Origin of the sequence: Liquorilactobacillus uvarum DSM 19971 (genome assembly GCF_001434935.1) — a bacterium.
GTDB classification, from domain to species: domain Bacteria; phylum Bacillota; class Bacilli; order Lactobacillales; family Lactobacillaceae; genus Liquorilactobacillus; species Liquorilactobacillus uvarum.
This window is the reverse complement of sequence record NZ_AZEG01000003.1, coordinates 1-25,260: the sequence shown is the minus strand read 5'-3', so window position 1 is coordinate 25,260 and position 25,260 is coordinate 1. Positions and strand designations below refer to the sequence as shown.

20 protein-coding genes and 1 tRNA gene are annotated in these 25,260 nt (G+C 36.2%); all 21 read right to left on the bottom strand.

Annotated features, from left to right (window positions below; translation table 11 throughout):
• Positions 1 to 2,571 carry an ATP-binding protein gene (locus tag FD20_RS02015; protein ID WP_057735917.1) on the bottom strand — a complete coding sequence of 857 codons (2,571 nt, stop codon included), beginning with the start codon at positions 2,569 to 2,571 and terminating at the stop codon, positions 1 to 3.
• Positions 2,572 to 2,574: 3 nt separating this feature from the next.
• A complete protein-coding gene (locus FD20_RS02010) occupies positions 2,575 to 3,777 on the bottom strand; it encodes a metallophosphoesterase family protein (protein WP_057735916.1) in 1,203 nt (400 codons plus the stop codon).
• A 194-nt stretch (positions 3,778 to 3,971) separates the two neighbouring features.
• Positions 3,972 to 4,310: a YlbF family regulator gene (locus tag FD20_RS02005; RefSeq protein WP_057735915.1), complete on the bottom strand. Its 339-nt coding sequence runs from the start codon at positions 4,308 to 4,310 to the stop codon at positions 3,972 to 3,974.
• A gap of 75 nt (positions 4,311 to 4,385) precedes the next feature.
• Positions 4,386 to 6,515, bottom strand: a complete 2,130-nt coding sequence (locus tag FD20_RS02000) for a PBP1A family penicillin-binding protein (RefSeq protein ID WP_057735914.1) — start codon at positions 6,513 to 6,515, stop codon at positions 4,386 to 4,388.
• A gap of 99 nt (positions 6,516 to 6,614) precedes the next feature.
• The gene (argR, locus tag FD20_RS01995) at positions 6,615 to 7,085 is read right to left on the bottom strand and encodes an arginine repressor (protein ID WP_057735913.1); all 471 of its coding nucleotides are present in this window, start codon (positions 7,083 to 7,085) and stop codon (positions 6,615 to 6,617) included.
• Positions 7,086 to 7,150: 65 nt separating this feature from the next.
• A complete protein-coding gene (locus FD20_RS01990) occupies positions 7,151 to 7,861 on the bottom strand; it encodes a Crp/Fnr family transcriptional regulator (protein ID WP_057735912.1) in 711 nt (236 codons plus the stop codon).
• 265 nt (positions 7,862 to 8,126) lie between these two features.
• On the bottom strand, positions 8,127 to 9,827 hold the full coding sequence (gene argS / locus FD20_RS01985; RefSeq protein ID WP_157060822.1) for an arginine--tRNA ligase: 1,701 nt from the start codon (positions 9,825 to 9,827) through the stop codon (positions 8,127 to 8,129).
• A gap of 304 nt (positions 9,828 to 10,131) precedes the next feature.
• A tRNA-Gly gene (locus FD20_RS01980) sits at positions 10,132 to 10,202 on the bottom strand.
• Positions 10,203 to 10,251: 49 nt separating this feature from the next.
• Positions 10,252 to 10,458 (bottom strand): hypothetical protein, encoded by a 207-nt coding sequence (locus tag FD20_RS01975; protein ID WP_057735910.1) that lies wholly within the window; start codon positions 10,456 to 10,458, stop codon positions 10,252 to 10,254.
• A gap of 118 nt (positions 10,459 to 10,576) precedes the next feature.
• Positions 10,577 to 11,983 carry an MATE family efflux transporter gene (locus FD20_RS01970; protein WP_057735909.1) on the bottom strand — a complete coding sequence of 469 codons (1,407 nt, stop codon included), beginning with the start codon at positions 11,981 to 11,983 and terminating at the stop codon, positions 10,577 to 10,579.
• A 223-nt stretch (positions 11,984 to 12,206) separates the two neighbouring features.
• Positions 12,207 to 13,103, bottom strand: a complete 897-nt coding sequence (locus FD20_RS01965; protein WP_057735908.1) for a LysR family transcriptional regulator — start codon at positions 13,101 to 13,103, stop codon at positions 12,207 to 12,209.
• A gap of 197 nt (positions 13,104 to 13,300) precedes the next feature.
• Entirely contained in the window at positions 13,301 to 14,896 is a 1,596-nt protein-coding gene (locus tag FD20_RS01960) for a putative polysaccharide biosynthesis protein (RefSeq protein ID WP_057735907.1), read from the bottom strand.
• Between the two features lie 114 nt (positions 14,897 to 15,010).
• Entirely contained in the window at positions 15,011 to 16,276 is a 1,266-nt protein-coding gene (purD, locus tag FD20_RS01955; protein WP_057735906.1) for a phosphoribosylamine--glycine ligase, read from the bottom strand.
• A gap of 19 nt (positions 16,277 to 16,295) precedes the next feature.
• Positions 16,296 to 17,834, bottom strand: coding sequence for a bifunctional phosphoribosylaminoimidazolecarboxamide formyltransferase/IMP cyclohydrolase (purH, locus tag FD20_RS01950; protein ID WP_057735905.1), 1,539 nt, complete (start codon positions 17,832 to 17,834; stop codon positions 16,296 to 16,298).
• Positions 17,831 to 18,421 (bottom strand): phosphoribosylglycinamide formyltransferase, encoded by a 591-nt coding sequence (purN, locus tag FD20_RS01945; RefSeq protein ID WP_057735904.1) that lies wholly within the window; start codon positions 18,419 to 18,421, stop codon positions 17,831 to 17,833. The genes purH and purN overlap by 4 nt, the downstream gene beginning before the upstream one ends.
• Before the next feature lie 11 nt (positions 18,422 to 18,432).
• Positions 18,433 to 19,470 carry a phosphoribosylformylglycinamidine cyclo-ligase gene (gene purM, locus FD20_RS01940; protein ID WP_057735903.1) on the bottom strand — a complete coding sequence of 346 codons (1,038 nt, stop codon included), beginning with the start codon at positions 19,468 to 19,470 and terminating at the stop codon, positions 18,433 to 18,435.
• Positions 19,470 to 20,924, bottom strand: coding sequence for an amidophosphoribosyltransferase (gene purF, locus FD20_RS01935; protein WP_057735902.1), 1,455 nt, complete (start codon positions 20,922 to 20,924; stop codon positions 19,470 to 19,472). Before purF ends, purM begins: the two co-directional genes overlap by 1 nt.
• Entirely contained in the window at positions 20,900 to 23,125 is a 2,226-nt protein-coding gene (gene purL / locus FD20_RS01930; protein WP_157060826.1) for a phosphoribosylformylglycinamidine synthase subunit PurL, read from the bottom strand. The genes purF and purL overlap by 25 nt, the downstream gene beginning before the upstream one ends.
• Complete coding sequence (gene purQ / locus FD20_RS01925; RefSeq protein ID WP_057735901.1) at positions 23,125 to 23,811, bottom strand: phosphoribosylformylglycinamidine synthase subunit PurQ; 687 nt, start codon at positions 23,809 to 23,811, stop codon at positions 23,125 to 23,127. The genes purL and purQ overlap by 1 nt, the downstream gene beginning before the upstream one ends.
• Positions 23,811 to 24,059, bottom strand: coding sequence for a phosphoribosylformylglycinamidine synthase subunit PurS (purS, locus tag FD20_RS01920; RefSeq protein ID WP_057735900.1), 249 nt, complete (start codon positions 24,057 to 24,059; stop codon positions 23,811 to 23,813). Before purS ends, purQ begins: the two co-directional genes overlap by 1 nt.
• A complete protein-coding gene (gene purC, locus FD20_RS01915; RefSeq protein ID WP_057735899.1) occupies positions 24,052 to 24,777 on the bottom strand; it encodes a phosphoribosylaminoimidazolesuccinocarboxamide synthase in 726 nt (241 codons plus the stop codon). Before purC ends, purS begins: the two co-directional genes overlap by 8 nt.
• Between the last annotated feature and the right edge of the window lie 483 nt (positions 24,778 to 25,260).

Genomic DNA, 25,260 nt, shown 5'->3' with positions numbered 1-25,260 from the left:
CTATCCGATCATTAAAATTTCTCTCTCACTAACTTTATCATAGAATGGCTCAATATCGACTGTAAAACATAAAACTTGTATTTCATTACTGATTTCCCGTATTAATGAAAGCATAGATTTCTTGCGTTGACTATCAAAATTCACAAAAGCATCATCTACGACAAGTGGCAACCGATACTTCTCATTTGCCTTAACAATAAAGGCAAAACGCAAGGCTATATATAACTGTTCTGTAGTTGCTCGCGATAATTCGCCAACTTCAAAGTTAATCTTTCTATTTGAAACAAGTTTCAAACGTCCTTTAGAAAACAATATTTTTTTGAAATGATCCTCCGTTAAACGTGAAAAGTATTTCTCAGCTAACTGAATCACCTCGGGAAGACTATTTTGTGAAGACAATTCTAAAATACGCTTAAGCCATTCTTTTGTCGCATTAAAAGCAACCCAATTTTCAGACTGTTCAATAATTTCCGTTTGCAAATTGGTCAATTCCTGCTCCATTATTTGCAATTTATCATATTGGCCCATCTGTTCAAGACGAACTTTTTCCTCTGTGATATCTGCAATAAGCTTGTTTAATTCTTTTTTTGCGGATTCTATTGTCTTAGAAAGAGTGCTATAATCCAACTCTAAATTACTTAAACTCTGCTTTTTTTCTAGAATTTCCATCGTTTGAAGATCTATTTGGGTTTTTAAACTCGTCAATTTAACATTATCCGACAACTGCTCTCTGTGTAAAGCATACTTTTTCTCAAAATCTGTAATACCATTGCTTCCATAAACTTCAATTTTTCTATTCATCTCTTCGGATAAAACTCTTACCTTATCAATTCTTTTTTTCTTTTCTTCTTCATAATATGCCACCACTCGCTCATGTTCTTGCCGTGCACGCACTAAAGGTGAAATTCTTCTTTGATATGTCTGCAGCTGTTCAATTCGTTGCAAAGGATCGACTGATAATTCCAATTTTTTTTCGCAAAAAAATGTTTGTTCTTTAATTACCGTTAGCTTTTTTTCCACTTCAGTCAGATGCATTCTAAATTCGCTGATTTTTTCTGTCAATTCAGACCAGCGCTCAAGATCCATTTGATCTGCCTGCAGCTCCTTCAAAGACAGTTGACACCCCGCATCTTCTAATATTTTCATAATTTCAGCTGCGCTCGTTCCATTAGCAATAAATTTTTGTTTGCTGCTTTTTGCTTTGGAAAAGTATTTTGAAAGCATTACGATCCCTTCAACCAACACACATACTGCAAATAAGCTCTTAATTAGCGTACTTGGCACTATAAAAACACCAATTATCAATAATAGTGCTGCACAGATTCCTACTAACGAAAAAGGGTGTTCCACTTTTTCTCTCGTGCTTTGTCTCCTTCTGGCAAGCGTAGCGTCATGTTCTACTTCATCTGAGTTAAGTTTATTTTGTTGCAAAAGAAATAATAGGCGTTTGATATCCATTTTTGAAAAAGCCTGTAAATCTTTATCTTGCCATCTGTGCTTCAATGTAAGTTGATTACGTTCTTCAGTTAATACCTTAAGCCGATCTCTAAGTTGCTTTAACCGCTGAGTAATTCCGCTGCTTTGATCAATTATTTGAAAGACATTTTCAAACTCATCTTCATGCAAATTGAAATAACTTAAATCCTCGGTTTCAAGCTGCTGATTCTCATCGACCAGTGATCTAATCTTGTCTTCAACCAATTGCAGCATTTTTCTTTCACTATCGATAGTTAATTTTCTTTCTTCGACTGCACGATATTCCTCTACTGATATTTTTGATTCACTAAAATTCAGATTATTTTGCTTATTTAATTTTTGATATTCTTTGTATACTGGCCATAGATTCTTTGCTTTTTGCAGCTTCGCTAATTCATTTTCATTTTTTTTGATTTTTGCTTCAAGCTGCTTTTTATTCTCTTCTTTTTCTCGTATATCTTGAGTTAGTTCATTAAAAAGCCCCGTCTTTGCCCTTGTTTCATCTACAGCTTGTTTTTGCTGTTTATATTGTTTTAACAATTTATTCAGAATTGGAACACGTCCGCTAGGTTTGTACAATTCGTCCGCTTTTTTTTGAAATTTTTCCTGAATTTCAAAAACCTTTTGACTTCCACTAGTGCCTACACTTAAGAGACTTTTTTCAAGTTCATCAGGTTTTAGTAAACCAATTTGATGTAAGGAATCTTGATCAAAACAGTATATCTCATTAAAAATCCTGAGCGTGACAGGACCAAGCCATTTTTCAAGAAAACTTTCAGGCCAAATTTGGTCTGTCTGCACATTCGTAATCTTCAGCTTCCCGCCATGACTTCCGTCAATACGTTCAATGATGAACTCACCATCAACAGTATCTACCTTGAGGTATCCACCATACTTTGAACCATCTTTAGGATAATACTGTGCAAAAGGATTCCGTTTGGTAGCGAAGCCAAACAAAATACTGGTTATAAAAGATTTTAAGGTCGTTTTCCCGGCCTCATTATTTCCATAAATGAATTTTAGTTTTTTATTTAAATCAAACGAAGTATCACTCCATTTTCCAAAACCATAAATTTTAACGGCTATGATTTTCATAAACTATTCTCCATCCATTTCTTCTTCAAGATAAGCTGCCGACTTGCTTTTGATAATATCAGCTGTTGAGGACTTTGCAAAATGTTCATCAATAAAGCGATACTTCACAAGATTATCTGCCAGATGATAGAGCTCACCTCTTTGAAAAGTTAATTCATCGGCTTTTTTTTCAGTAGCTTCATCCCAAAAACCATTTTTTGGTTGGTGTGCAGACTTCATAATAAGACTGTACAAAAAAATACTGTGGTCATTTTGAAGATCATTTTGGATCTGACCTAACAACACGCCTTTTATAACACGGTCCCTTAAGCTTGGTTCCAACTCTAGAGGTGCTTTTAGGATAATTCGAATGAGAATCGCTTGAGCAAACCGTACTGTCTGTTTAATATTCTTTAACTTGTTTTCGATTTTATCTTTAATTTTCTCAAATGTTTCTTCTTCTGCAAATGCAAAAGTTGTTTCAATCCATTGAATACCTCTTAACGGACAGAAACTTGGTACTAATTGTCCATCTTTTTCTTCTACTAGGTAATACCCTTTAATCCCAGATTCTTTAATATTTTTTCCTTGAATATTACCAGGGTAAATGATCAGGGGATCATTACTAAGAACTTCTCTTTTGTGTATATGTCCTAAAGCCCAGTAATCATAGTTTTTACTTTTAAGCTGGGACAATGAAAAAGGTGCATATCTAGCTTCTTCATAATTAGAACTCAGTTCACCATGCAGCATTCCAATATGCCATCTTTCAGAACTCTTCAAAGGGAAAAAATCAGTTTGTCCTTTCGTCCATTGCTTTCCATAACTAAAGCTTGTTAAACTTACAGACTGTCCATCCACGAAGAATCGTTTAGTTGTAGCCTGATTTGGAAAAACATACACATTTTTCGGATAAACGAGCGCTGTTTTTTTTAAATCAAGGAAATCATGATTTCCAAGACAAAGGTAAACAGGTATCCTAGCCTGCTGAAGTTTGACAAATTCTTTCTGTAAAAAAAGCTGGGCAGCAACACTTGGATGCGGATTGTCAAACAAATCTCCAGCGATAAGAATAAAATCGACCTGTTGCTTAACCGCATCTTTGACAATCTCATCAAAAGCTTCCATTGAAGCATTATACAATTTCTTCGCTAAATCATTCGGAATTTTTTTTAATCCCTCAAAGGGACTGTCTAAATGAAGATCAGCCGTGTGAATAAACCTCACTACTATCGTCCTTTCTCAAAGAAGTTATGTTCTATAATTTCTTTAAATGAACACAAAAAAGCACGAATTATATCACTTAAAAATAATCCGTGCTTCTTAGTCGTAAATTTGGAGTCTCAACGCCCAGATAGCGGCTATGTGAACATTACCCCATTCCTGCACGTTTATTTTATGTGCTTGTAGATTCCCGTTTCCTAATCTTGATATAGCTCATTCACAGGTTTGAACATTATTTGATTAATTTCGTCCATTACCTGAGCAAGTTTGCGTTCTTTTTCCATTAAAGTCATAATAACTTTTTTCTTTTCGATTTTTTCGCCTAAGCTTTTGATTTTATCAACATCACTATCTGTTAATTCACCCTTCGCTTGTTTACTCTGAAACTCCATTTGAGCTTTTTGAAACTCTTTGAATTGTTTGTAAGAAGTCTCATCAGATTTCACCTCTGAATAGGCTTTCTCTAGTTCTTGATACTCTTCTGTCTTGCGTAAATTTTGTTCTAATTGATTAGCGGAATCATATATATTAATCATAAAAAAGTTCCTCCTCTTTTCGTTATTAAACGCACTTTAATTGTAACATTATATCTTGCTCTTCCATAGTATCAATTATTGCCCTAACCATTCTTGTATCTTTTGCTTACCTGAATCAAACAGGTCTGTAGCTTTCTTTTTTATACTAGAAGTCGACTTAGAAACATTGTCACTGGCATTTTGCCCTGCATCCTTCAGACTATTCCATAAACTGTTATTCTCCTTATTAGAAGCAGCCACTTTACTTGATGCACTTTTTATCCCAAATGATGTCTGTTTTGTCGCAGGGAGTATGGACTCCATCTCATCTTTAAATAGTGCAGATCCCCCTCGGGTTCCTTCATCTGTCAGTGAATGTTTAGATGAGTCAAAACCAACCCATGTTGCCACCACTACATCTGGGGTATATCCTATATACCAATGATCCTTGTCGCTAGTTGAAGTTCCATCCGCGCTTTGTGTACTCCCGGTTTTACCAGCAATCGTGTATCCACTCGGTTTAGCATCAGTCCCTGTTCCAATATTGTAAACATCCATCAGCATGCTCGTCATTTCTTTAGCGTTTTTAGTACTTATAATTCTTTTAGAAGATGGCGATGTGTTATCCACAATTACTTTTCCAGAAGCATCAACAATTTTAGTAATAAAATGCGAATCATTCTTAACACCCTTGTTAGCAAACGTGGTATAAGCACTTGCCATCTGGTAAGGAGATTCCCCCTTGGTAAGTCCGCCCAAGCCTAAACTGAGATTATCATCATTTTTAGTTACACCTAACCCAAATTTTTTAACCATATCATAGCCAGATTGAACCCCAATTTTATTCAAAAGCCAAACAGCTGCGGCATTTTTACTTTCTGCCAAAGCCTTATACATAGCAATTTTCCCTGCATATACATTGTTCCAATTATGCGGGGTATATTTATTCGTTCCATAAGATTTCAAATTGTCCTGTAAAATAGAATCATAATGGTATCCCGCTTCAATTGCAGGTGTGTACACTGCAATTGGTTTAATCGTAGAACCTGGCGATCTAACCAATTGTGTCGCACGATTATAGCCTCTAAAAACATGTGAACCTGAGCGACCGCCAACAACTGCAGCCACCCCTCCAGTTTTAGGGTCCATCACCACTGAGCCGCCTTGGGCTTTTGTTCCATCTTCTGCATCGTAAGGAAACAAACTCGAATCAGCAAAACTATTTTGCAAACTTGCCTGATAGTTTTGGTTCAAAGACGTATAGATTTTATAACCCCTATTCATAATTTGTGATTCTGTAAGCCCATATTTTTTTATTGCTTCATTGATCACAGCATCGAAATAGTAAGGATATTTATAACCTGATTCATAATGATATTCATCGTCAACTATCATACTCTGCGCTTTATATATCTTAGCTTGAGACTTGGAAATTTTTTGATTTTCCGCCATCAAATCAATAACAACGTTTCGTCGTTGTTTAGATTTTTGAGGATGATCAATTGGATTAAAGCCGCTCGGATTTGTCAACATTCCTGCTAATGTCGCAGCTTGATTGACACTTAGTTGGCTAGCGTTAACTCCAAAATATTTTTTTGAAGCATCTTCGACACCCCACACTCCATTTCCAAAATATGCATTATTGAGATACATTGTTAAGATTTCTTTTTTGGAGTATTCGTTTTCAACTTGCATTGCAATAAATATTTCTTTTGCTTTGCGTGAGAATGTCTGTTCCTGTGATAAAAATGCATTTTTTACAAGTTGCTGCGTTAACGTACTTCCCCCACCACTAATGTAACTGCGTCCCAATAGTTTATTCTTCAGATATAGAATTCCTGCACGACCAATTCCTTTAAATGAAAAACCGTACTCATGATAAAAGTTACGATCTTCTGTTGACAAAACAGCATTCTGCATGTTCACTGAAATATTATCAAGCGACTCCCAAGTTCCCTTTTGTGAATATAAGTGACCAGCTTTTTTCCCCTGGTAATCATATATTTCAGTTGATTGTTCCAATTCCGTTTTTAAATTCCCAACATTTGCAGTTTTAGCTATAAAGATAAGATAAATGCTCGTAATTAAAAATACACTCAAGAAAACCACCGCTAACCAACGCCAAATCTGGTAGCGCCAAAATTTTCTTCTTGTCCAATTCTTTATATTATTCCAACATTTCTTAGCATTTTTTTTGATAAACTCTATCCATGAATCATACTTCATAATTTTATGTTCAACCTCTTCGTGGATTATTTATTACATTCTATCATACTGTTTAGTTTATCAAATTGAAACGGATAACTTTAATGTATAATTAAAAGGTTAGCTCTCCACATTATTTTTATCTATATACTTCATAAATAATTTTTCAATCATTTGAGCATCATCTTTGGATTTACTGATTATTATAATCGTGTCATATCCTGCCATTGTTCCCACAACTTCTTTAAGTTTCAGATCATCAATGATCGCTGTTAGCACATTAGCATTGCGAGGTGAGGTATGAATTACATTTATAAATTCCACTTGTGTAATATCAGTTACCATCTCATGAATATTTTCAAAAAGTTTTTCTTCTTCTGATTGACGGTTACCCTTAAAAATTGCATAGTGCAGTTGTCCGCCTACACCTTGTTCTTTAACTATTCTCATTTCACGAATATCACGTGAAATGGTTGCTTGTGTTGATTTAATGCCACTATTTGACAGAGCTTTCATTAATTCATCTTGCGTTGCAATTTCGTTTTGGTTGATTATCTGAGCTATTTTTGCTTGTCTTTCCTCTTTTTTCATAATGCACCTTTCTTCATTACTGGTTTAGAGCTATTATATCAAAACTCTTCATTTTAAACGAGCCATTAACCCAAGTCCTTATACTTTTCAAAAAAATTCTTTTTTAAAATCCATACATGTCGCGATAACTTAATCATTGAATCCTTTTCTAATTTTGAAAAAGTTGTATTTATAGTTTTAGATGTTGTTCCCACCACATAACCTAGTATTTCTCTTGTTATCCAGTGGTTGCTTATTTTTATTCCTTCAGAACAAGTCTCTCCAAATTTTTCACCGATAAAAAATAATTCTTCAATAACTCTCTCACTCATTTGAGGTGCGGACACATCAATTGCGTGCTTCGTGCGTTCCTCAATTAATTCTTCTCTCATCTGCATATATAATTTGTGAAATTTTTTATTGTTTTTAGTTAACTTTTTTATTTCTTTAACAGGTATCACCAGCACTTCAACACATGAACACGTATTTATTTCAAATAAAACATTCTGTTTATTATTTTCCGTAAACATAACAATCGGAAAGAAATCGTTTTTCCCTAACAAAAAACACCGAATATTTCTTCCATTTTCGCTGCTTAACTTCACACTGACAATTCCCTTTACTATCAGATAGATTTTGGAAGAATCTCCCGGTCTATATCCCATATTACTTTTATAACTAAATTCCTGAAAAGTACTAATAGACAAAAACTCGTCCGCTGACTGCTCATCCAGCAATGAATAGATTTTCAGCTGTTCTAATTTTCCTTTCATCAACGCTTGCTGTGTTTTCTTCATCTGATTATTCTCCATCGCATTTGCTAATTTTTAAAACAAATAAAACTAAATTACCTTACATATATATTTTACAATATGTTAATTATATTAGAAAGCATTTTTTGTGAATGTTTTAGCTAATTATTTTGACATCTAAAAAAGGATGAGTCAAAAAATTTTTGACTCATCCTTTTTTTAATCTTGTATTATGCGAATCAACAAGTCTAAGTAAAATACTATTTTTTACTTTGAAAGTCTTGTTCAACATATTTAGTCGATAAACAAATTACATCTCTTCAGGTGCTTGAACCCCTAAAAGACGCAAAGATTCCTGTAGCACTACAGCTACACTTTTTGCAAGTGCTAATCTAGCCGTTAATTGCTCGTCATCTTCCAAAATCTTGGTATGTGCATAATATTTATTAAATGACTTCGCTAAATGCAAGGCGTATTTTGCAACTACAGAAGGTTCGTATTCCTCAACTGCACGTTTGATAATCATTGAAAATGAACCAAGCAAACGTAATACCTCCCATGACTCCACATCATTCAGTTGGTATTTTTCCATCTTATTTCCACTCAAATCTTTGTCTTTAGCCTTGCGCAAGATGCTCATTGCACGAGCATGCGTGTATTGCACATATGGTCCCGTCTCACCTTCAAAACGGACTACCTCATCCAAATTAAAGTCGAAATTATTCATACGCTCATTTTTTAAATCATGAAAAATTACGGCTCCTACACCAACCTGTTTGGCAACTTTTTCTTTATTCTTTAAGTCTGGGTTTTTTTCTTCAATTTGTTTTTCGGCAAGTGACACTGCATCATCCAATACTTCATCTAAGAGAATAACACGTCCCGCACGGGTCGAAAGTTTTTTACCCCCTTGTGTTATTAAACCAAATGGAATGTGATGAATATCGTCTGACCAATCCTCGCCTAATTCCTTCAAAACAGCTTTAAGTTGTTTAAAATGATTGGTTTGTTCATTACCAACCACGTAAAGAGACTGAACGAAATTGTAGGTCCGTTTCCGATAAATTGCTGCTGCCAAATCACGTGTGATATACAATGTAGCACCATCAGTTTTCTTAATCAATGCAGGATTCAGATTATACTCGCTCAAATCAACAATTTGGGCACCTCTACTTTCTTGAAGCAGATTCTTTTGTTCAAGCAATGAAACAACTTCATCCATTTTATCATTATAAAAGGCTTCACCATTAAACGAATCAAATTCAACACCTAACTTGTTATAAATCTTCATGAAGGATTTTAACGATTCGGAGCGGAACCATTTCCACAAGCTAATTGCTTCAGGATCACCATCTTCAAGCTTTTTAAACCATGCGCGTGCTTCATCATCAAGTTCTGGATGCTCAACATCCTCTTTATGAAAACGTACGTAATATTCAAGGAGTTTATTGATCGGGTCTGCTTTAACTTCTTCTTCGCTTCCCCAAAGCTTATATGCTTCGATTAATTTGCCAAATTGAGTTCCCCAATCACCTAGATGATTTATCTTAATAGGATGATAATTTGTTTTTGCTAAAATTTTTGCCATTGAATTTCCGATTACTGTTGAGCGTAAATGTCCCATTGAAATTGGTTTAGCAATATTAGGTGAAGACATATCAATCGGTACATTTCCATTATCTCCTAAATTTTGATTACCATAATTCAAACCCTCGATAAGAATCTGATGCAAAACATCATCACTATAAGCTTTTTTATCTAGGAAAAAATTAATATATGGTCCAACAGCCTGAACTTTTTCAAATTTTTTTTGATCAACTTTAGCAGTGACCTCACTTGCAATAATCTGAGGAGCCTTTTTGAATACTCGTGCTAAGGAAAATGCAGGAAAAGCAAAATCACCCAATGCTAAACTTTTAGGTTTTTCAATTGCACTATTAATCGTATTTCTTTCCATTTGACCTTCCAACGCAGCATATAATGCATCGACAACAATCGCTTTATAATTCATAATTTCCTCCTTGTTTTGACAATAAAAAAACCCCTACACTAAATAAAATGTAAGAGACGAGAAATTTTCCCGCGGTACCACTCTAATTGATCAACAATCCACTCAATTATTTAATTAGACAATTCAGAAAGTGCGATTCAGTTATTTCAATTACCTAGCTTACACCACCCCAGGTTCGCTTAAAAATATTTACATAACTTACTACTCTTTCCTCACAAACTCTGCCTAATTGTACCAAAAAAAAAACCTAATTCCTAGTACCGAGATAAAAAAAACGTCCTTCATAGGACGTAAGTTTTTGCAAAGCGGGTGACGAGAATCGAACTCGCGACATCAGCTTGGGAAGCTGGGATTTTACCACTAAACTACACCCGCACAACACAAAGTAGTATATCACAAAACTACAGATGTGTCAGCTTCAATTTTAAGAAATCTTTTTCATGCTTTTTAAACGGACAATTGCTCTCTTGTGAAAATCACTGACTGCTAATTCATCAGAATCATCATGCTCAATTATTGAAACCATTGCAGAATTTTCATAAAATTTTTCAATTGATCCAACAAAATCGTGATTTAATGCACCAAATTTTTTGCATTTTACTTTTTCACCGATTTCAAACTTTGCTTCCATTGACTCACCTTCATTCCATACATCTTAAGCATAATATCAAATATAAAACAGAGTCGCAACTTTTTTACTTAATACTAACAATTATAGTAACAATTCTTTCTATTATTTCCTATTTCCTCTACTGATGCACTTCAACCTGTTGGCTCTCAATTTGCTGAGTCCCCATTTCTGGCTGTTCAATCTTGATGTTCCCTTGCTTTTGTTTCAGCATCCTCATTGCTTTTACATAGGAAACAATCAGCACAAGACAAGATCCAAACCATGCCAAAGGATTTGCAAAACATGTTCCAACGTAGCCGACAGAAGTTGCTAACAGTAATGCGGCCAGACAACGCATTAACAACTCTACAACACCTGCTAGAGTTGGAATAACACTTTCTCCAAGTCCTTGTAAGGTGTAACGCAAAATAAATAGGGTTGCGAGCATTAAATAAAATGAACCATTGACATTGAAATAAAGCTGCGCTAAATTCAAAACTTCTTCTGCTGATTTTCCAACGAATAATACTACTAAATCTCTGCCAAAAGAAATGACCAATAATCCCGCAACAACACTAAAAGCACCTGAAACCAAAAGACTTTGTTTAACACCTTTTAGTATTCGATCATATTTGTGGGCTCCAAAATTTTGGGCAGTGAACGTTGCCATTGCAATTCCAAAAGACATCATTGGTTGAATTGCAACCTGATCAATCTTGCTGGCTGCCGTCGTAGCAGCAACAGCTGTTGTCCCCAAACTGTTGAGAGCAGCCTGGATCATTATTGAACCAATTGCAATAATTGAGGTTTGAAAAGCCATTGGCAATCCAACATATAAATGACGCCGTATTTCTAAGCTCGTAACTTTTTTAAAATCACTTTTTCGTACTTGCAATAGAGGCATCTTCTTTATAATGTAAACGACACACAATGCAACCGAAAAAACCTGCGCAATTACAGTAGCAAATCCAGCTCCTTCAACTCCCATTTTAAAAATTAAAATAAAAATTAATTCAAGTATGATATTAACTACTGCAGCAACTATTAAAAAATAAAGCGGTGTTCGACTATCCCCAAGGGCTCGAATGATATTGGCTAACAAATTAAAAGCCATCGATGAAAAAATACCAGCAAAAATGATTGAGATAAACAGTTGAGCATCTTGCTTGATTGCCGCTGGTGTCTGCATCAAATTTAAGATATCACCGATAAAAAACAAACTCAAAAAAGTTAAAATCAAAGTTGCACCAATACAAATAATGATACTTGCTGCAAAGCTCACTCTGACCTTCTGATAATCATGTGCTCCAAAATATTGTGCCGTCATTATTGATAAACCAGTTGTCAAGCCTTGTGCAAATCCAATAATCAGAAATTGAATACTTCCAGTCGCACCAACTGCTGCGAGTTCGTTAACTCCAAGAGTTTGTCCGACAATCAAAGTATCTGAAATACTATACAATTGCTGAAACAAATTTCCAACCAGCAGCGGAATGGTAAACATCAAAATAAGTTTTATTGGACTTCCTTCAGTTAATTCCTTCACCTTTTGCCTCCTTGTTAAATTAAACAGATCTTACTCGCATAAACATCTTACTATAAGCTCTGGAAATCACGTTTTTACATAATAGCACAATTATTTATATAACGATAGTATATGCTCGCAATTTTTCTGATTGAAAAGAAAATGTAATACTTATCCTTAAAACTAACTTTTTTAAAACCTATTTAAAAAAATTCACATTTTTATCGTAAAGTTTAGTTATTTTCTAAAAAAAATGATCTTCATTTCCATATCGCTCTAATAGATATGTTTGAACAACTTTTAAAAACGCACGTGTTGAAGGTGTTTGTTGTGCCTCCGAATGTGAGATAAGGCAAATAGTCCGATAAAAATTTTCTTTGAATGGATAATGATTAACATTCCCAGATAATTTCTGCAAAGCCAATTCCGGTAGAATTCCTAACCCTAGTCCGCTTTCAACCATCGCAATAATGGAAGCATCATCAATACTATAATGAATTGAATTAACTGAAACATCGTATGCATCCAATGCTCTCTTGGTATCACGGTCATAATCAATTTGCTGCAGGATAAAACTTTTTTCTTTAATATCGCTGCGTGTTACTATTTTCCCTTCTTGTGGTTTAAACTTTTCTGGAGCTATACAATATATTGGATCTTTATGAAGTGGGATCACCTCCAGTTTTTCTTTGATTGGAAGAGCACTGAAGCCGATGTCTAGTGTCCCCAATCTGACTTGCTCTGCTACTTCATTAAAATTTCCTTGTGTAACTGACAGTTCAATTTTGGGATACCTCTTCTTAAAACGACGGATAATATCTGGTAACCAATTAATACAAACACTGCTGAATGCTCCTATTCTAATTCGTCCTTCGTTTAAGCCATTGATTCTTGCAGCTTCTTCAGCAAGCTTCGCCTCCGAATTTAAAATTCCTTGTATAATCGGCAATACTTTTTGACCATCAGGAGTCAGCCTAACACCTGTGCGACTGCGAATAAAAAGAGAAAAGCCAAGATCCTTTTCTAGACCTGCAATTGAATGGCTAATCGCTGAAGGTGTAACATTGAGTTGCGTTGCAGCGGCAAAAAAGGTTTTTTGTTTTGCTACCTCACTGAATACTTCATAAGCAAATGTAGACATTGAGAATTCTCCTTAAATGAGCTCATTTCATTTTATAATAAGAACGATGAGCATTTTTTATTATAAAGACAAAGGTACACTCAAAATAAAGCAATTGCAAGCCTTTTTCTTCCCGAAAAATAACTTAAGAATCATACTTACACAAAAAACTGGAGTGATAGAATTCCTCCAGCTTTAATCATATTAAAAAATATCAACTAGTGCTTTTTTTTCAAAATAAAGGCTTTGCCAAATATTGTTCGCGAAAGTTTTGTTTTATCAAGTATCAGGATATAAACAATACCAAACAGAAGTGCAAAAATAAATGCATACATGAAAGCAATTATCTTACTATGCGGCACATATAGTGAACTTATTGCATATTGAACCAAGAAAGTACATACACCTAACAAAACATTCATAAAAATAATCTTTTTGACATTTTTCAACTGTCCAGGTATTAAATTATCTTCGCTTATTCTTCGGAAAGCCAATAAACTTATAGCCAAGAAAGCAATCATTGTACTTATAATTGCTCCAAAAGCTCCCCACAAAGAAACACAAGGTATCTGCAACACTAATTTTAAAATCAATCCTACGATTAAATAACGAACAGCCAAATGATGTTTCCCCATAGCCTGTATTATTGTGAAAAAATCTGTAAAGATTGCCAGGCTTATACTTGAAACTAGTGCTGTTGCTAATAATCTCGCTGCATAGTCATCGAACTGAAAGAATATTCCATTGATCTCCCACGACAAAGTTAGAAGTAATGTCACTGCTGGCAGAAGAAGCATAAACATCAAATCTATATTTTGACCTATAACTTCACTGACCTTTTTTCTATCTTTCCGGTCATAATAATGCGCTAGTAGTGGTAATGTCGTTTCTGAAATAGCAATTGTCAACGAAACAACCACAGTCGTTATTTTATTCGGGTTAGCCGCAAAGTACGTATACATCAGTTCAGCCTGTTGAACAGTTGCCCCCAGTAGGTTCGTTACAATGTTCTTGAATGTGACTTGATCGAAAAATTGAGTAATCGTTATTCCCGAACCAATAAGAACAAATGGTAAAGCTTCTGAAACAATATTTTGAAAAAGCCTTAAAATATTTTGTTGTTCGACAGGTTGACTGTCGTGATAAAGCATTCGATACTCAGGTAATTTAGTCCGTGCATAATTTAATAAATAAATATAACTTGCAATTGTACCAACAAACGTAGCGAATGTACTATAATTGACAGCTACGATGTAACTTTTGTGAAATACCTCAAGTACAACAAAAGTAGCACTAAGAATAAAAAGAACACGCACAAATTGTTCCCACAATTGTGAAACACCAAAAGGTTTCATATCCTGATTACCCTGAAAAAAGCCTCGAATAAAACTCATCGGCGGTAAAATAATCATTGTTGGTACTAAATAATAAATGGCTGTGGTAGCAGCATCTTTTGAGACAACCGAGCTATGTGCAGCAATAGATGGTGCTGCAAAATATAGCAACCCTCCGCAAAAAATCCCAGTCATCATCATAAAAAGAAAACCATATTTAAAAATTCTAACACTATTGCGAAATTTATTCTGCGAGTTATAAGAAGCAACTTGGCGTGCAATAGCAGTCGGAAATCCCGCAGTCCCCAGCGCTAAGAACAACGAGTATGGCGTATATGCCGAATTAAAAACAGCTTGTGCTTGGTTTTGATCCTTTCCAAACATTATCAACCATGGAATTAAGTATACAATACCCAGAACACGGGAGAAAATACTTCCGAACGACATCCAAAAAGCACCAGAAAGTAATTTATTTTTCATTTCAGATAAACTCCTATTTGCAAATCAAACCTCATTTTAACATTTTGTGAAGTCTTTTTTAGAAAATTATCCAAAATTTTGTAAATATTTTCCAAATCAACACATCTACGAGCTTTAGTACATTTTTTTTGTAGCTTTTTCCCCAATATCTTTACGATAAAAACATCTTTCAAACATTTTTGTTTCTAAATAGCTGTAAACTTTCTTTTGCGCTTCCTCAATTGTTCTTCCTTCACTCAAAACCGTTAAAAGCCGCCCACCGTTTCCTTTTAGCTCTGATATGTCACCGATGACATTTGCATAATCGACTGCAATTTCTTCGCTGTTCAAAAAACTTGGTAGTTTCTGACCTTTTATGGGCTTTTGAGGATAGCCTTCAGCTGCAATGACGACCCCAAGACAAGCTTTTTCTAAAATTTCGATTTCAGGTAATTTTTCGTTGTTAACACAAGCATTAATCAATTCTGCAAAATTACTCTTTAATCTTGGCAAAACAACTTGTGTCTCAGGATCTCCTAAACGAACATTATATTCAATTACCTTGGGCCCTTTTGAAGTCAAGATAAGACCTATATACAAAACACCACAATAATTAAGTCCAGCTTCTCGCAGGCCCTTGACAGAAGGTTCAACAACATCTTTTAACATCAATTGGTAATCCTTTTCTGATAATTGCGGAACAGGGCTATATGCTCCCATTCCACCTGTGTTCGGCCCCTTATCAAAGTCATACGCACGTTTATGATCCTGAGCTACCGGAAGTATGCGGTAATCTTTATTATTAACCACAACAAAAATCGAATACTCAGGACCCGTCAAGAATTCTTCTAAGACAATCCGGTTTTGATCTCCTGCAAATAATTCCTTAATCTTTGTTTGTGCCTGTTCCTCATTTTGAGCAATTGTTACACCTTTGCCTGCTGCTAAACCATCAGCCTTAATTACAACCGGTAAATCAAATTTCTGCAAACCCAACAACGCATCTTTCACCGTATTATATGCTGCAAATTCAGCTGTTGGTACGTGATAATTCTTCATAAACTGAAGAGCTGTATTTTTAGACCCCTCCAGCTGAGCTGCTTTTGCATTAGGTCCAAATATTTTTAAGTTTTCTTCTTCAAATGAATCAACAATCCCATCAACAAGTGCATCCTCGGGTCCAACAAAAGTCCACTCTATTGCATTTTTCTTAACAAAATTTTTTAGATCTTCAAAAGCAAGCTCTGGGATGTCAACAATTTCGATTCCATCAACCGTCATCCCGATGTTACCTGGTGCACAATATACCCTTTCAACAACCTGGCTTTGAAGTAATGATTTACAGATTGCATGTTCACGTCCACCGGATCCAATAACTAATACTTTGAATTTGTCCTTCATTAGTTTTTATCCTCCTAGATCAATGTCTAAAATGACGGATTCCTGTCGTAACCATTGCAATCCCATATTTGTCTGCCATGGCAATTGAGTCCTTGTCACGGATACTCCCGCCAGGTTGAACAATTGCCTTAATACCATTCTCAGCAGCATATTGAACACAATCATCCATCGGGAAGAATGCATCACTAGCTAATACAGCATCATCATTAATTGCATCTAACGCATGCTTAACAGCTATTTTAGTCGAATCAATACGGTTAGGTTGCCCTGCCCCGATTCCTAATGTTCTTTTTTGATTTGCAATTACAATTGCATTGCTTTTGGTGTGTTTAACTGCCTTCCACGCAAACAATAAAGTCTGTAATTGTGATTTTGTCGGTACGTTTTTTGTAACGACACTCCAATTATTAGGATCTTCTTGCAAAACATCTTGTTCCTGTACGAGCAATCCACCCATAACCGAAACAACTTCTTTTTTTGCAGGCTCATCTTTTTTGGCAAAATCAAGTGTTAAAAGGCGAAGATTTTTTTTCTTAGCTAGGATAGTATACGCTTGGTCATCAAAGGCTGGTGCAATAATAATTTCCAAGAATAATTTATGCATTTTTTCTGCTGTCTTCAAGTCTACCTTGCGATTCAAAACAATAACACCGCCAAAAATAGAAATAGAATCTGCTTCATATGCCCGATCCCATGCTTGTTCAATTTGTTCAGCACGACCAATACCGCAAGGATTCATATGTTTTAATGCAACTACTGTTGGTTCAGAAAATTCGCGTGCAATTCTAATAGCTGCATCGGCATCCTTAATATTGTTGTAAGAAAGTTGTTTCCCATGTAATTGTTTGGCATTTGTTATTGAGTATTCCTTTGGAAGAGCATCTCGGTAAAACCATGCCTTTTGATGACTGTTCTCACCATAACGCATCGTATCTTCTAACTCATACGTTAAAGTCAACTTTTCTGGAGCCTCAACTTCGGCCTGTTTTGACAGATAATCAGCTATTAATGCATCATAAGCAGCTGTATGTCGAAATACCTTTGCGGACAACTTTGCCCGCGTTTTAAGCTTTGTTTCCCCTTGCTCATCTAATTCTTTAACGATTAAATCATAGTCCGCAGCATCAACAACAACTGTCACATCGTGGAAGTTCTTCGCAGCGCTCCGCAGCATGCTTGGACCGCCAATATCAATGTTTTCAATCGCAGTCTCAAGGTCAACATCAGGTTTTTCAATTGTCTCTTTAAAAGGGTATAAGTTGACACACACAAGATCAATCGGGTTGATATGCAATTTCTGCATAGTTTCAACATGTTCAGGTAAATCACGCCGACCCAAAAGCCCTCCATGAATAAATGGATTCAAGGTTTTGACCCTACCGTCAAGAATTTCAGGAAAACCGGTTACAGCTTCAACTGAAATCGTATTGATACCTGCTTCCTCTAAAACATGTTTTGTCCCACCAGTTGAAATGATTTCGAATCCGTGTTCCACCAATTTGCTGACAAAAGGGACTAAATTTTTTTTATCGGAAACGCTGACTAATGCTCTTTTCATTGATTGTTTTGCTCCTTTTTGTTAATTTTAAGTAAAATTTCTTTAACAACTTGTGGATAAAGTTGATGTTCACATTCATGAACACGTTGTTCAAGTGTTTCCAAACTGTCTGTTGCTAAAATTGGAACACGTTGCTGTTCAATAATTGGTCCCGAGTCAAGTCCGTCATCGACATAATGAACTGTAACACCTGTTTGTGTTCGATGATCAGATAAGGCTCTCTCGATAGAATGCAGTCCTGGATATTCTGGCAGATATGCAGGATGTAAGTTAACAATCTTTTTTTCATAATTCTGCAAAATTGTTGGTCCAATAACCCGCAAATAACCTGCTAAAACAATAAAATCAATGTGAAATTCTTTTAAAAGCTCCATTATTTTTTTTTCGTATGGCAATTTCCCGCCACACTCCTTGACTGTGAAGCTTCTAACTGGAACTTGATGATTTTCGGCGCGCTTGACAACAGGTGCATCTGGATGGTCACAAAATAACAATGTTAAATTTCCAGCTAATTCATTGTTTTCAAATTTTTGAGCTAAAATTTCAAAATTTGTTCCGTTACCTGATGCAAAAATTGCAACCTTCATTGTTTCATTCCTCACTTAATCTTTATTTTACCCTCATTTTCAGGACGTTCAACTAATTTTCCAATTTGGTAAAATGGCTCCTTTTCAGCCGTCAATAATGCTTTAACTTCGTCCAGCTTTTCAGGCTTGATTGCCAAAACCATTCCCAACCCCATATTGAACGTTTCAAGACAATCCTTTCGATTTAAGTTTCCTAATTCAGCCAGATATTCAAAAATAGGTAATACCGGCCAACTTCCACTTCTGATGACTGCTTGAAACTTATCCTCAAACATTCTCGGCAAATTTTCAACTAGTCCACCACCTGTGACATGGCTTATGCCATGAACAAGACCTTTTTTTACTAACGGTAAAACTGATTTTACGTAAATTTTAGTTGGCTCCAGCAAAATGTCTCCAAGGCTTTTCCCCTGAAGCTGTTTTGGTTCGTCATCAAGTGCAAAAGCATTGTCTTTAAAACAAATTTTCCTCACAAGCGAAAAACCATTAGAATGCAAACCGCTAGAAGGCAAACCAATCAGTACATCTCTTGCTTGAGGCATAGATGGTGTCAACAATGCTTCTTTTTCAACAATACCTACTGCAAATCCAGCTAAATCATATTCATCTGGAGCGTACATATCAGGCATTTCGGCTGTTTCTCCTCCGATAAGCGATGCTTGTGATTGTTTGCAGCCTTCAGCTACGCCGTGCACAATTTCTGCAATTTTTGCAGGATCGTTATGACCAGTCGCGATATAGTCCAGAAAAAACAATGGCTGTGCCCCTTGAGCTAAAATGTCATTTACACACATCGCCACACAATCAATCCCGATTGAATCATGTTTTTCCGCTTTCTGAGCTATCATTAATTTGGTGCCTACGCCATCTGTTCCTGAAACCAAAACTGGTTGTTTTACATTTATCGCACTCAAGTCGAACAAACCACCAAAACTACCAATTTCCCCCATAACACCTGTTCTTGAAGTTTGTGCAACATCTTTTTTTATTTTTCGAACAAGCTCGTAACCTGCATTAACATCCACACCTGCTTCTTGATAACGACTCATTAACCAATAACCTCCCGTGTTCGCTGCTGTTTCAACGACTTCAAATAGCCAATTTCATAATCATAAAGCGGTGTCGGATACTTACCATCAAAATAAGCTACACACAGTCCCCCATTTGGAGCCTTCTTAGCATCGGGTAACCCAATGGCCTTGATAAGATTGGAAATATTTAAAAATGAGAGCGAATCTGCGCCCATAATCTCCCGCATTTCATCAACCGTATAATTCGCTGCCATTAATTCCGAGCGTGTAGAAATATCAATTCCATAAAAACAAGGGAAACGCAATGGTGGAGAGGCGATTCGCATATGAACTTCTTTCGCCCCAGCCTCCTTGAGGAGATGAACCAATTGTTTGCTAGTCGTTCCACGAACAATCGAATCATCAACAATTGCGACTCGTTTTCCTTCAACGACACCTCTAACAGCTGATAATTTCATTTTTACACCACGTTCACGCAGTTCCTGAGTTGGTTGTATAAAAGTCCGTGCAATATATTGACTCTTAATCAAGCCCATTTCATATGGCAATCCACTTTCTTCTGCAAAACCGCTAGCTGCCGATAATGACGAGTTAGGGACTCCAATCACCATGTCAGCTTCAACAGGAGCTTGCCTTGCTAATAGCCTTCCCATTTTTTTTCGTGCGTTATGAACAGTTATACCATGAATAATTGAATCGGGTCTAGCAAAATAAATGTACTCCATAGAACAGATCGAAAGCTGAGTTTCTTCTGTATAATGATCAATATGCATTCCACTTTTATCAATCGTAATCAATTCACCTGGTTGAACATCCCTGACAAATTTCGCACCGATCATATCGAAAGCACATGTTTCGCTTGCTACAACATATTCACCGCCATTCAGACGTCCAATTGACAGAGGCCTAAATCCATTAGGATCAAGTGCAGCAATTAAACTGTCTTTTCGTAAAATGACAAAAGCAAAACCACCATGGATCTGATTCAAACTCTTTTTTAAAGCTGTAACAAAATCCATGTCTTTTTTTTGTCTAATAAGATGAATTAAAATTTCTGTATCAGATGTCGATTGAAAAATCGCTCCTTCATCTTCTAATTCTCTCTTCAGTGAAGCAGCATTCGTTAAGTTTCCATTATGTGCTAATGCAACATCACCATCGTGAAAATGAAATAAAAACGGCTGGACATTAGCTAGTGTGTTATTTCCACTCGTTCCATAGCGGACATGTCCAATAGCTGCATTACCCTTTAGATTTTCTAAATCATCTTTGTTAGAAAAAACTTCTGCAAGCAATCCTCGTCCCCTAAACTGCTGTAGAGCTTTTCCATCACTAGTAACAATCCCTGCTCCTTCTTGGCCACGATGTTGAAGACTGTGAAGTCCGAAGTATGTTAGATGGCTTGCTTCTGATGTTCCCCAAACTCCAAAAACACCGCATTCTTCATTCAATCCTTTGATTTCATAAGACATGGTATTGCTTCCTCCCACAATCCTTCAGCTTTTTGCAGATCTAAATCAAGTTGTCCACCATTATACGCAACAATTAACTTTTTGTCGTTTGTAACCTTACCAGCATATGTTGCTTCGCCTTGCATTTCATTCAAGAACTGTTTTTGGTTTTCCGGTGTAACAGTGACAATGAATCTTCCAGCCGTTTCACTAAAAAGTTCCTCACTGCTTAAATTAATTTTTAAATTGATTCCATGTTTTGTTCCAAAAGTTGTTTCTGCTAATGCAACAGCAAGCCCACCTTCGCTTAAATCATGTGCACTTACGACCAATCCTTTTTCCATTGCTTTTAAAAGTCTCATCATTCTTAAAGATATTTTCTCAAGATTTATCTGATTTAAATGTCCTTTAATCTGACCAGTTATCATTTTCTGAAGCTCTGAGCCTGCAAAGTCTTGTTCTGTATCGCCAACTATGAAAACAAGGTCTCCTTGGTGCTGAACAAAAGATGAGATAATGTGTTTTATATTTTTAACCAAACCAACCATACCAACCATTGGAGTTGGATAAATGGCCTCACCGTTGTTCTCATTATACAACGAAACGTTTCCTGAAATAACCGGAGTATTCAAAACACGGCAAGCTGCTGCCATCCCCAAAACAGACTCATGTAATTCCCAGTATATCTCAGGGTCATTAGGATCTCCGTAATTCAAACAGTCCGTCAAAGCTAACGGTAGTGCACCACTGGCAACTAGATTTGATGCCGCTTCTAAAACTGCTATTTTTCCACCAATTTTCGGATCAAGGTAAACAAAACGGCCATTTCCATCAGTTGTCATAGCCAAGGCTTTCTTTGTACCACGAACACGAAGAACAGCTGCATCACTTCCTGGACCAACTACAGTATTAGTTCTTACCTGCGAATCATATGTCTGAGTAAACATTCTTTTTGAAGCAATTGTCGGTTGCTGCAGCATTTTTTCCAAAATTTCAGTTGCATCACTAACCTGTGGTATCCAGTTTTTTACTTTGCCTGCCTGAAGAATACGTTCAGGCATTTTTTCCTGACTTTCTTCTTCAAGAACATCATCAGTCAAACTGCTAACTGGTATGTCAGCTACAATGCTATTTTTATGTTTAAGTAAGTATTGATGTCCTTTTACAACTCTGCCAATCACAACAGCCTCAAGTCCGTAATTTTCAAAAAGCTTCTTAACTTTTTCTTCAAAACCGGCCCGAATACAGAGAAGCATTCTTTCTTGCGATTCACTCAGCATGATCTCATAAGCAGACATTTCCGGTTCACGCTGAGGAACATTATCTAGGGTTAATTCAAGCCCGCTTCCGGCCTTTGAAGCCATTTCACAACTAGAAGAAGCCAACCCCGCAGCACCCATATCTTGTATTCCCACAAGCCAGTCAGCATGTTTATTCGTTAATTCAAGACAAGCTTCCATTAGCAATTTTTCCATAAATGGATCACCAACTTGGACCGCTGAACGCTGTGTTTCCTTTTCATCACTGAAATCAGCAGATGCAAATGTTGCTCCATGAATTCCATCACGGCCAGTTTTAGCTCCAACATACATAACTGCGTTGCCAAGTCCTTGTGCGCGACCAACCTGCATGTCTTTTTGCTCCATTAATCCAACACACATAGCATTAACTAACGGATTTCCTGTATAACATTCATCAAAAGTCATTTCACCGCCAACTGTTGGGATTCCCATGCAATTGCCATATCCTCCAATTCCGGCTACAACTTCGTTAATCAAATATTTTGTCCGAGCTTGATTGATTTCCCCAAAATGCAAAGAGTCTAGCGCTGCAATCGGACGAGCTCCCATACTGAAAATATCACGAATAATTCCACCAACACCTGTAGCTGCTCCTTCATAAGGTTCTACGGCTGAAGGATGATTATGACTTTCTGCTTTAAAAACAACCGCCTGTCCATCACCAATATCAACAATTCCCGCTCCTTCGCCTGGCCCCTGTAAGACACGTTCATTTTTATTTGGGAATTCACGTAAAACAGGTTTAGATTTTTTATATGAACAATGTTCACTCCACATAACTGCAAAAAGTCCTGTCTCAGTATAATTAGGCAATCGTTTAAGCAATTTTTCACAAATATAGTTATATTCTTTTTCGCTTAATCCCCATTCCAAATATGGTTTCTTGCTTTTTATCTCCTGTGGGCTCATTTCAGTTGCAATCAACGTGCAGCCTCCTCTTTTTTCTTGCCATTTGCGAGCAACGATTTAAAAAGACGCAAACCATCCTCATTACCGAGCAGAGCTTCAACAGCTCTTTCCGGATGAGGCATCATTCCCAAAACATTACCTTTCTTGTTAGTAATTCCTGCGATATCATTTAAACTACCATTGGGATTTTCGTTCATATAACGGAAAACAACTTGACCGTTTTTTTCAAGCTCTTCCAAAACTTCCTTTTCTGCATAATAGCTGCCATCAGCATGTGCAATGGGCAAGTTAATATGCTCCCCCATCTTGTACTGCGTAGTAAAAGGTGTTTGGTTATTAGTCACTTTCAGTTCAATTTCTTTACAAACAAATTTTAAACTGTTATTTTTTTTCAATGCTCCTGGGAGTAATCCTGCTTCCGTTAATATCTGAAAACCATTGCACGTTCCAAAAACAAACTTGCCCTCGTTTGCGAATTCAACAATTGCAGGCATAATATTGCTAAAACGTGCAATTGCTCCGCTTCTCAGATAATCACCATATGAAAATCCGCCGGGAAGCATCACCGCGTCAAAACCGGTTAAGTTTTTCTGTTTATGTGATACATATTCAACATCTGCATGGCAAACTGTATGCAAAGCTTCATAAAGATCAACATCACAATTCGAACCAGGAAACACAACAACAGCGATCTTCATCAGGCTTCCTCCATAATCTCATAGCGATAAGTTTCTAAATTAAAATTAACTAACAATTGTTCAGAAATTTCGGCAATCGTTTTTTCAACAGTTTTATTGCTACTATCAACTTGCACATCGAAAAACTTACCAACATGAACTTGTTTTACCTCATCATGGCCTAAACTATGAATTGCTTCAGTAATTGTTTCACCTTGTGGGTCAAAAACTGACTCTTTGTAAGTCACAAATATACGGACATTAATCATTTGCTGATCCCCCTAATTGTTTTTGCAAGCGTTCAAGAACTTCCTTATAAACAGATGTTAGATCACCCAAATCACGACGATACACATCCTTGTCCATATGCTGCTTACTCTTCAAATCCCAGAGGCGGCAATTATCAGGTGAAAATTCGTCTGCTAAAATTATTTCATTGTCTTTTGTTTTTCCAAATTCGAGTTTGAAATCCACTAATTGAAGGCCAATTGATCTAAAAAGCTCTTTCAATAATTTATTAACATCACGTGAGATTATCCACATTGTTGATAAATCCTCATGGCTCGCAATATTTAAAGCATGTGCCTGTGATTCATTTATGAATGGATCATCTAATTCATCACTCTTGAAATACATTTCTTCCACCGGCGTCTCAAAAACTAGTCCTTCGTCTATTCCAAAACGTGTTGAAAAATGACCGGCCGCAATGTTGCGCGTAACCATCTCAAGTGGTACGATTTTTACTTTTCTTACTAACTCCTCAGTGTCAGAAATTTTTCGAATAAAATGCGTTTTTATACCCTTCTTTGCTAAGTATTCGAAAATCAAAGTTGAGATCTGATTATTAAGTCGTCCCTTGCCAGCTATCTGATCTTTCTTTTTGCCGTTTAATGCCGTCGCCTGGTCCATATAAATAACGCGAAGCATTTCATCATCATCAGTTGTCCACATTTGTTTGGCTTTTCCAGAATAAACAAGCTTATCCATAATAAAAAATCGTCTCCTCTATTTAAAACGCGAATTATAAATCAAAAAGTAGTTTAAACAATCGCTATTTGAGTTAAAGGTTAACAATTTTTTAGTTAATAGTCAATAGTGAAATACCGAACTTTAGATATTAATTCAAAAAAAATGTTTTTATTATACCCAAATAAGATAAAAAGATAATTTAAATTGAGCAAATGACATTTTAAAAGCGAACAATAAAAAGGGGCTGTGCCATAAGTCCCTAAGTTAAAGAGCTTCACCAGAGAAAGTAATGATTTTTCTGGTGAAGCTCTTTTGGTATAATTAAAAATAAAAAAGCACCGGTTGCAGCCAGCACTTTCAAAAACAATACCCCTATAGAAAGGATAATCAAAATGTATAATAATTATAACATAAATCAGACTGTACTTAGTATCAAAACTGACTGGGAACCAAAAGAAAATCATCCTGCACGGATGATTAATCAAATAGTTGAAGACCTTA

Excerpts from the sequence above, each read along its gene's own strand:
- FD20_RS02015 (WP_057735917.1), bottom strand. The coding sequence starts at position 2,571 with ATGAAAATCATAGCCGTTAAAATTTATGGTTTTGGAAAATGGAGTGAT.
- FD20_RS02005 (WP_057735915.1), bottom strand. The coding sequence starts at position 4,310 with ATGATTAATATATATGATTCCGCTAATCAATTAGAACAAAATTTACGC.
- FD20_RS02000 (WP_057735914.1), bottom strand. The coding sequence starts at position 6,515 with ATGAAGTATGATTCATGGATAGAGTTTATCAAAAAAAATGCTAAGAAA.
- argR (WP_057735913.1), bottom strand. The coding sequence starts at position 7,085 with ATGAAAAAAGAGGAAAGACAAGCAAAAATAGCTCAGATAATCAACCAA.
- FD20_RS01990 (WP_057735912.1), bottom strand. The coding sequence starts at position 7,861 with ATGAAGAAAACACAGCAAGCGTTGATGAAAGGAAAATTAGAACAGCTG.
- argS (WP_157060822.1), bottom strand. The coding sequence starts at position 9,827 with ATGAATTATAAAGCGATTGTTGTCGATGCATTATATGCTGCGTTGGAA.
- FD20_RS01975 (WP_057735910.1), bottom strand. The coding sequence starts at position 10,458 with ATGGAAGCAAAGTTTGAAATCGGTGAAAAAGTAAAATGCAAAAAATTT.
- FD20_RS01965 (WP_057735908.1), bottom strand. The coding sequence starts at position 13,103 with ATGTCTACATTTGCTTATGAAGTATTCAGTGAGGTAGCAAAACAAAAA.
- FD20_RS01960 (WP_057735907.1), bottom strand. The coding sequence starts at position 14,896 with ATGAAAAATAAATTACTTTCTGGTGCTTTTTGGATGTCGTTCGGAAGT.
- purD (WP_057735906.1), bottom strand. The coding sequence starts at position 16,276 with ATGAAGGACAAATTCAAAGTATTAGTTATTGGATCCGGTGGACGTGAA.
- purH (WP_057735905.1), bottom strand. The coding sequence starts at position 17,834 with ATGAAAAGAGCATTAGTCAGCGTTTCCGATAAAAAAAATTTAGTCCCT.
- purN (WP_057735904.1), bottom strand. The coding sequence starts at position 18,421 with ATGAAGGTTGCAATTTTTGCATCAGGTAACGGAACAAATTTTGAAATT.
- purM (WP_057735903.1), bottom strand. The coding sequence starts at position 19,470 with ATGAGTCGTTATCAAGAAGCAGGTGTGGATGTTAATGCAGGTTACGAG.
- purF (WP_057735902.1), bottom strand. The coding sequence starts at position 20,924 with ATGTCTTATGAAATCAAAGGATTGAATGAAGAATGCGGTGTTTTTGGA.
- purQ (WP_057735901.1), bottom strand. The coding sequence starts at position 23,811 with ATGAAGATCGCTGTTGTTGTGTTTCCTGGTTCGAATTGTGATGTTGAT.
- purS (WP_057735900.1), bottom strand. The coding sequence starts at position 24,059 with ATGATTAATGTCCGTATATTTGTGACTTACAAAGAGTCAGTTTTTGAC.
- purC (WP_057735899.1), bottom strand. The coding sequence starts at position 24,777 with ATGGATAAGCTTGTTTATTCTGGAAAAGCCAAACAAATGTGGACAACT.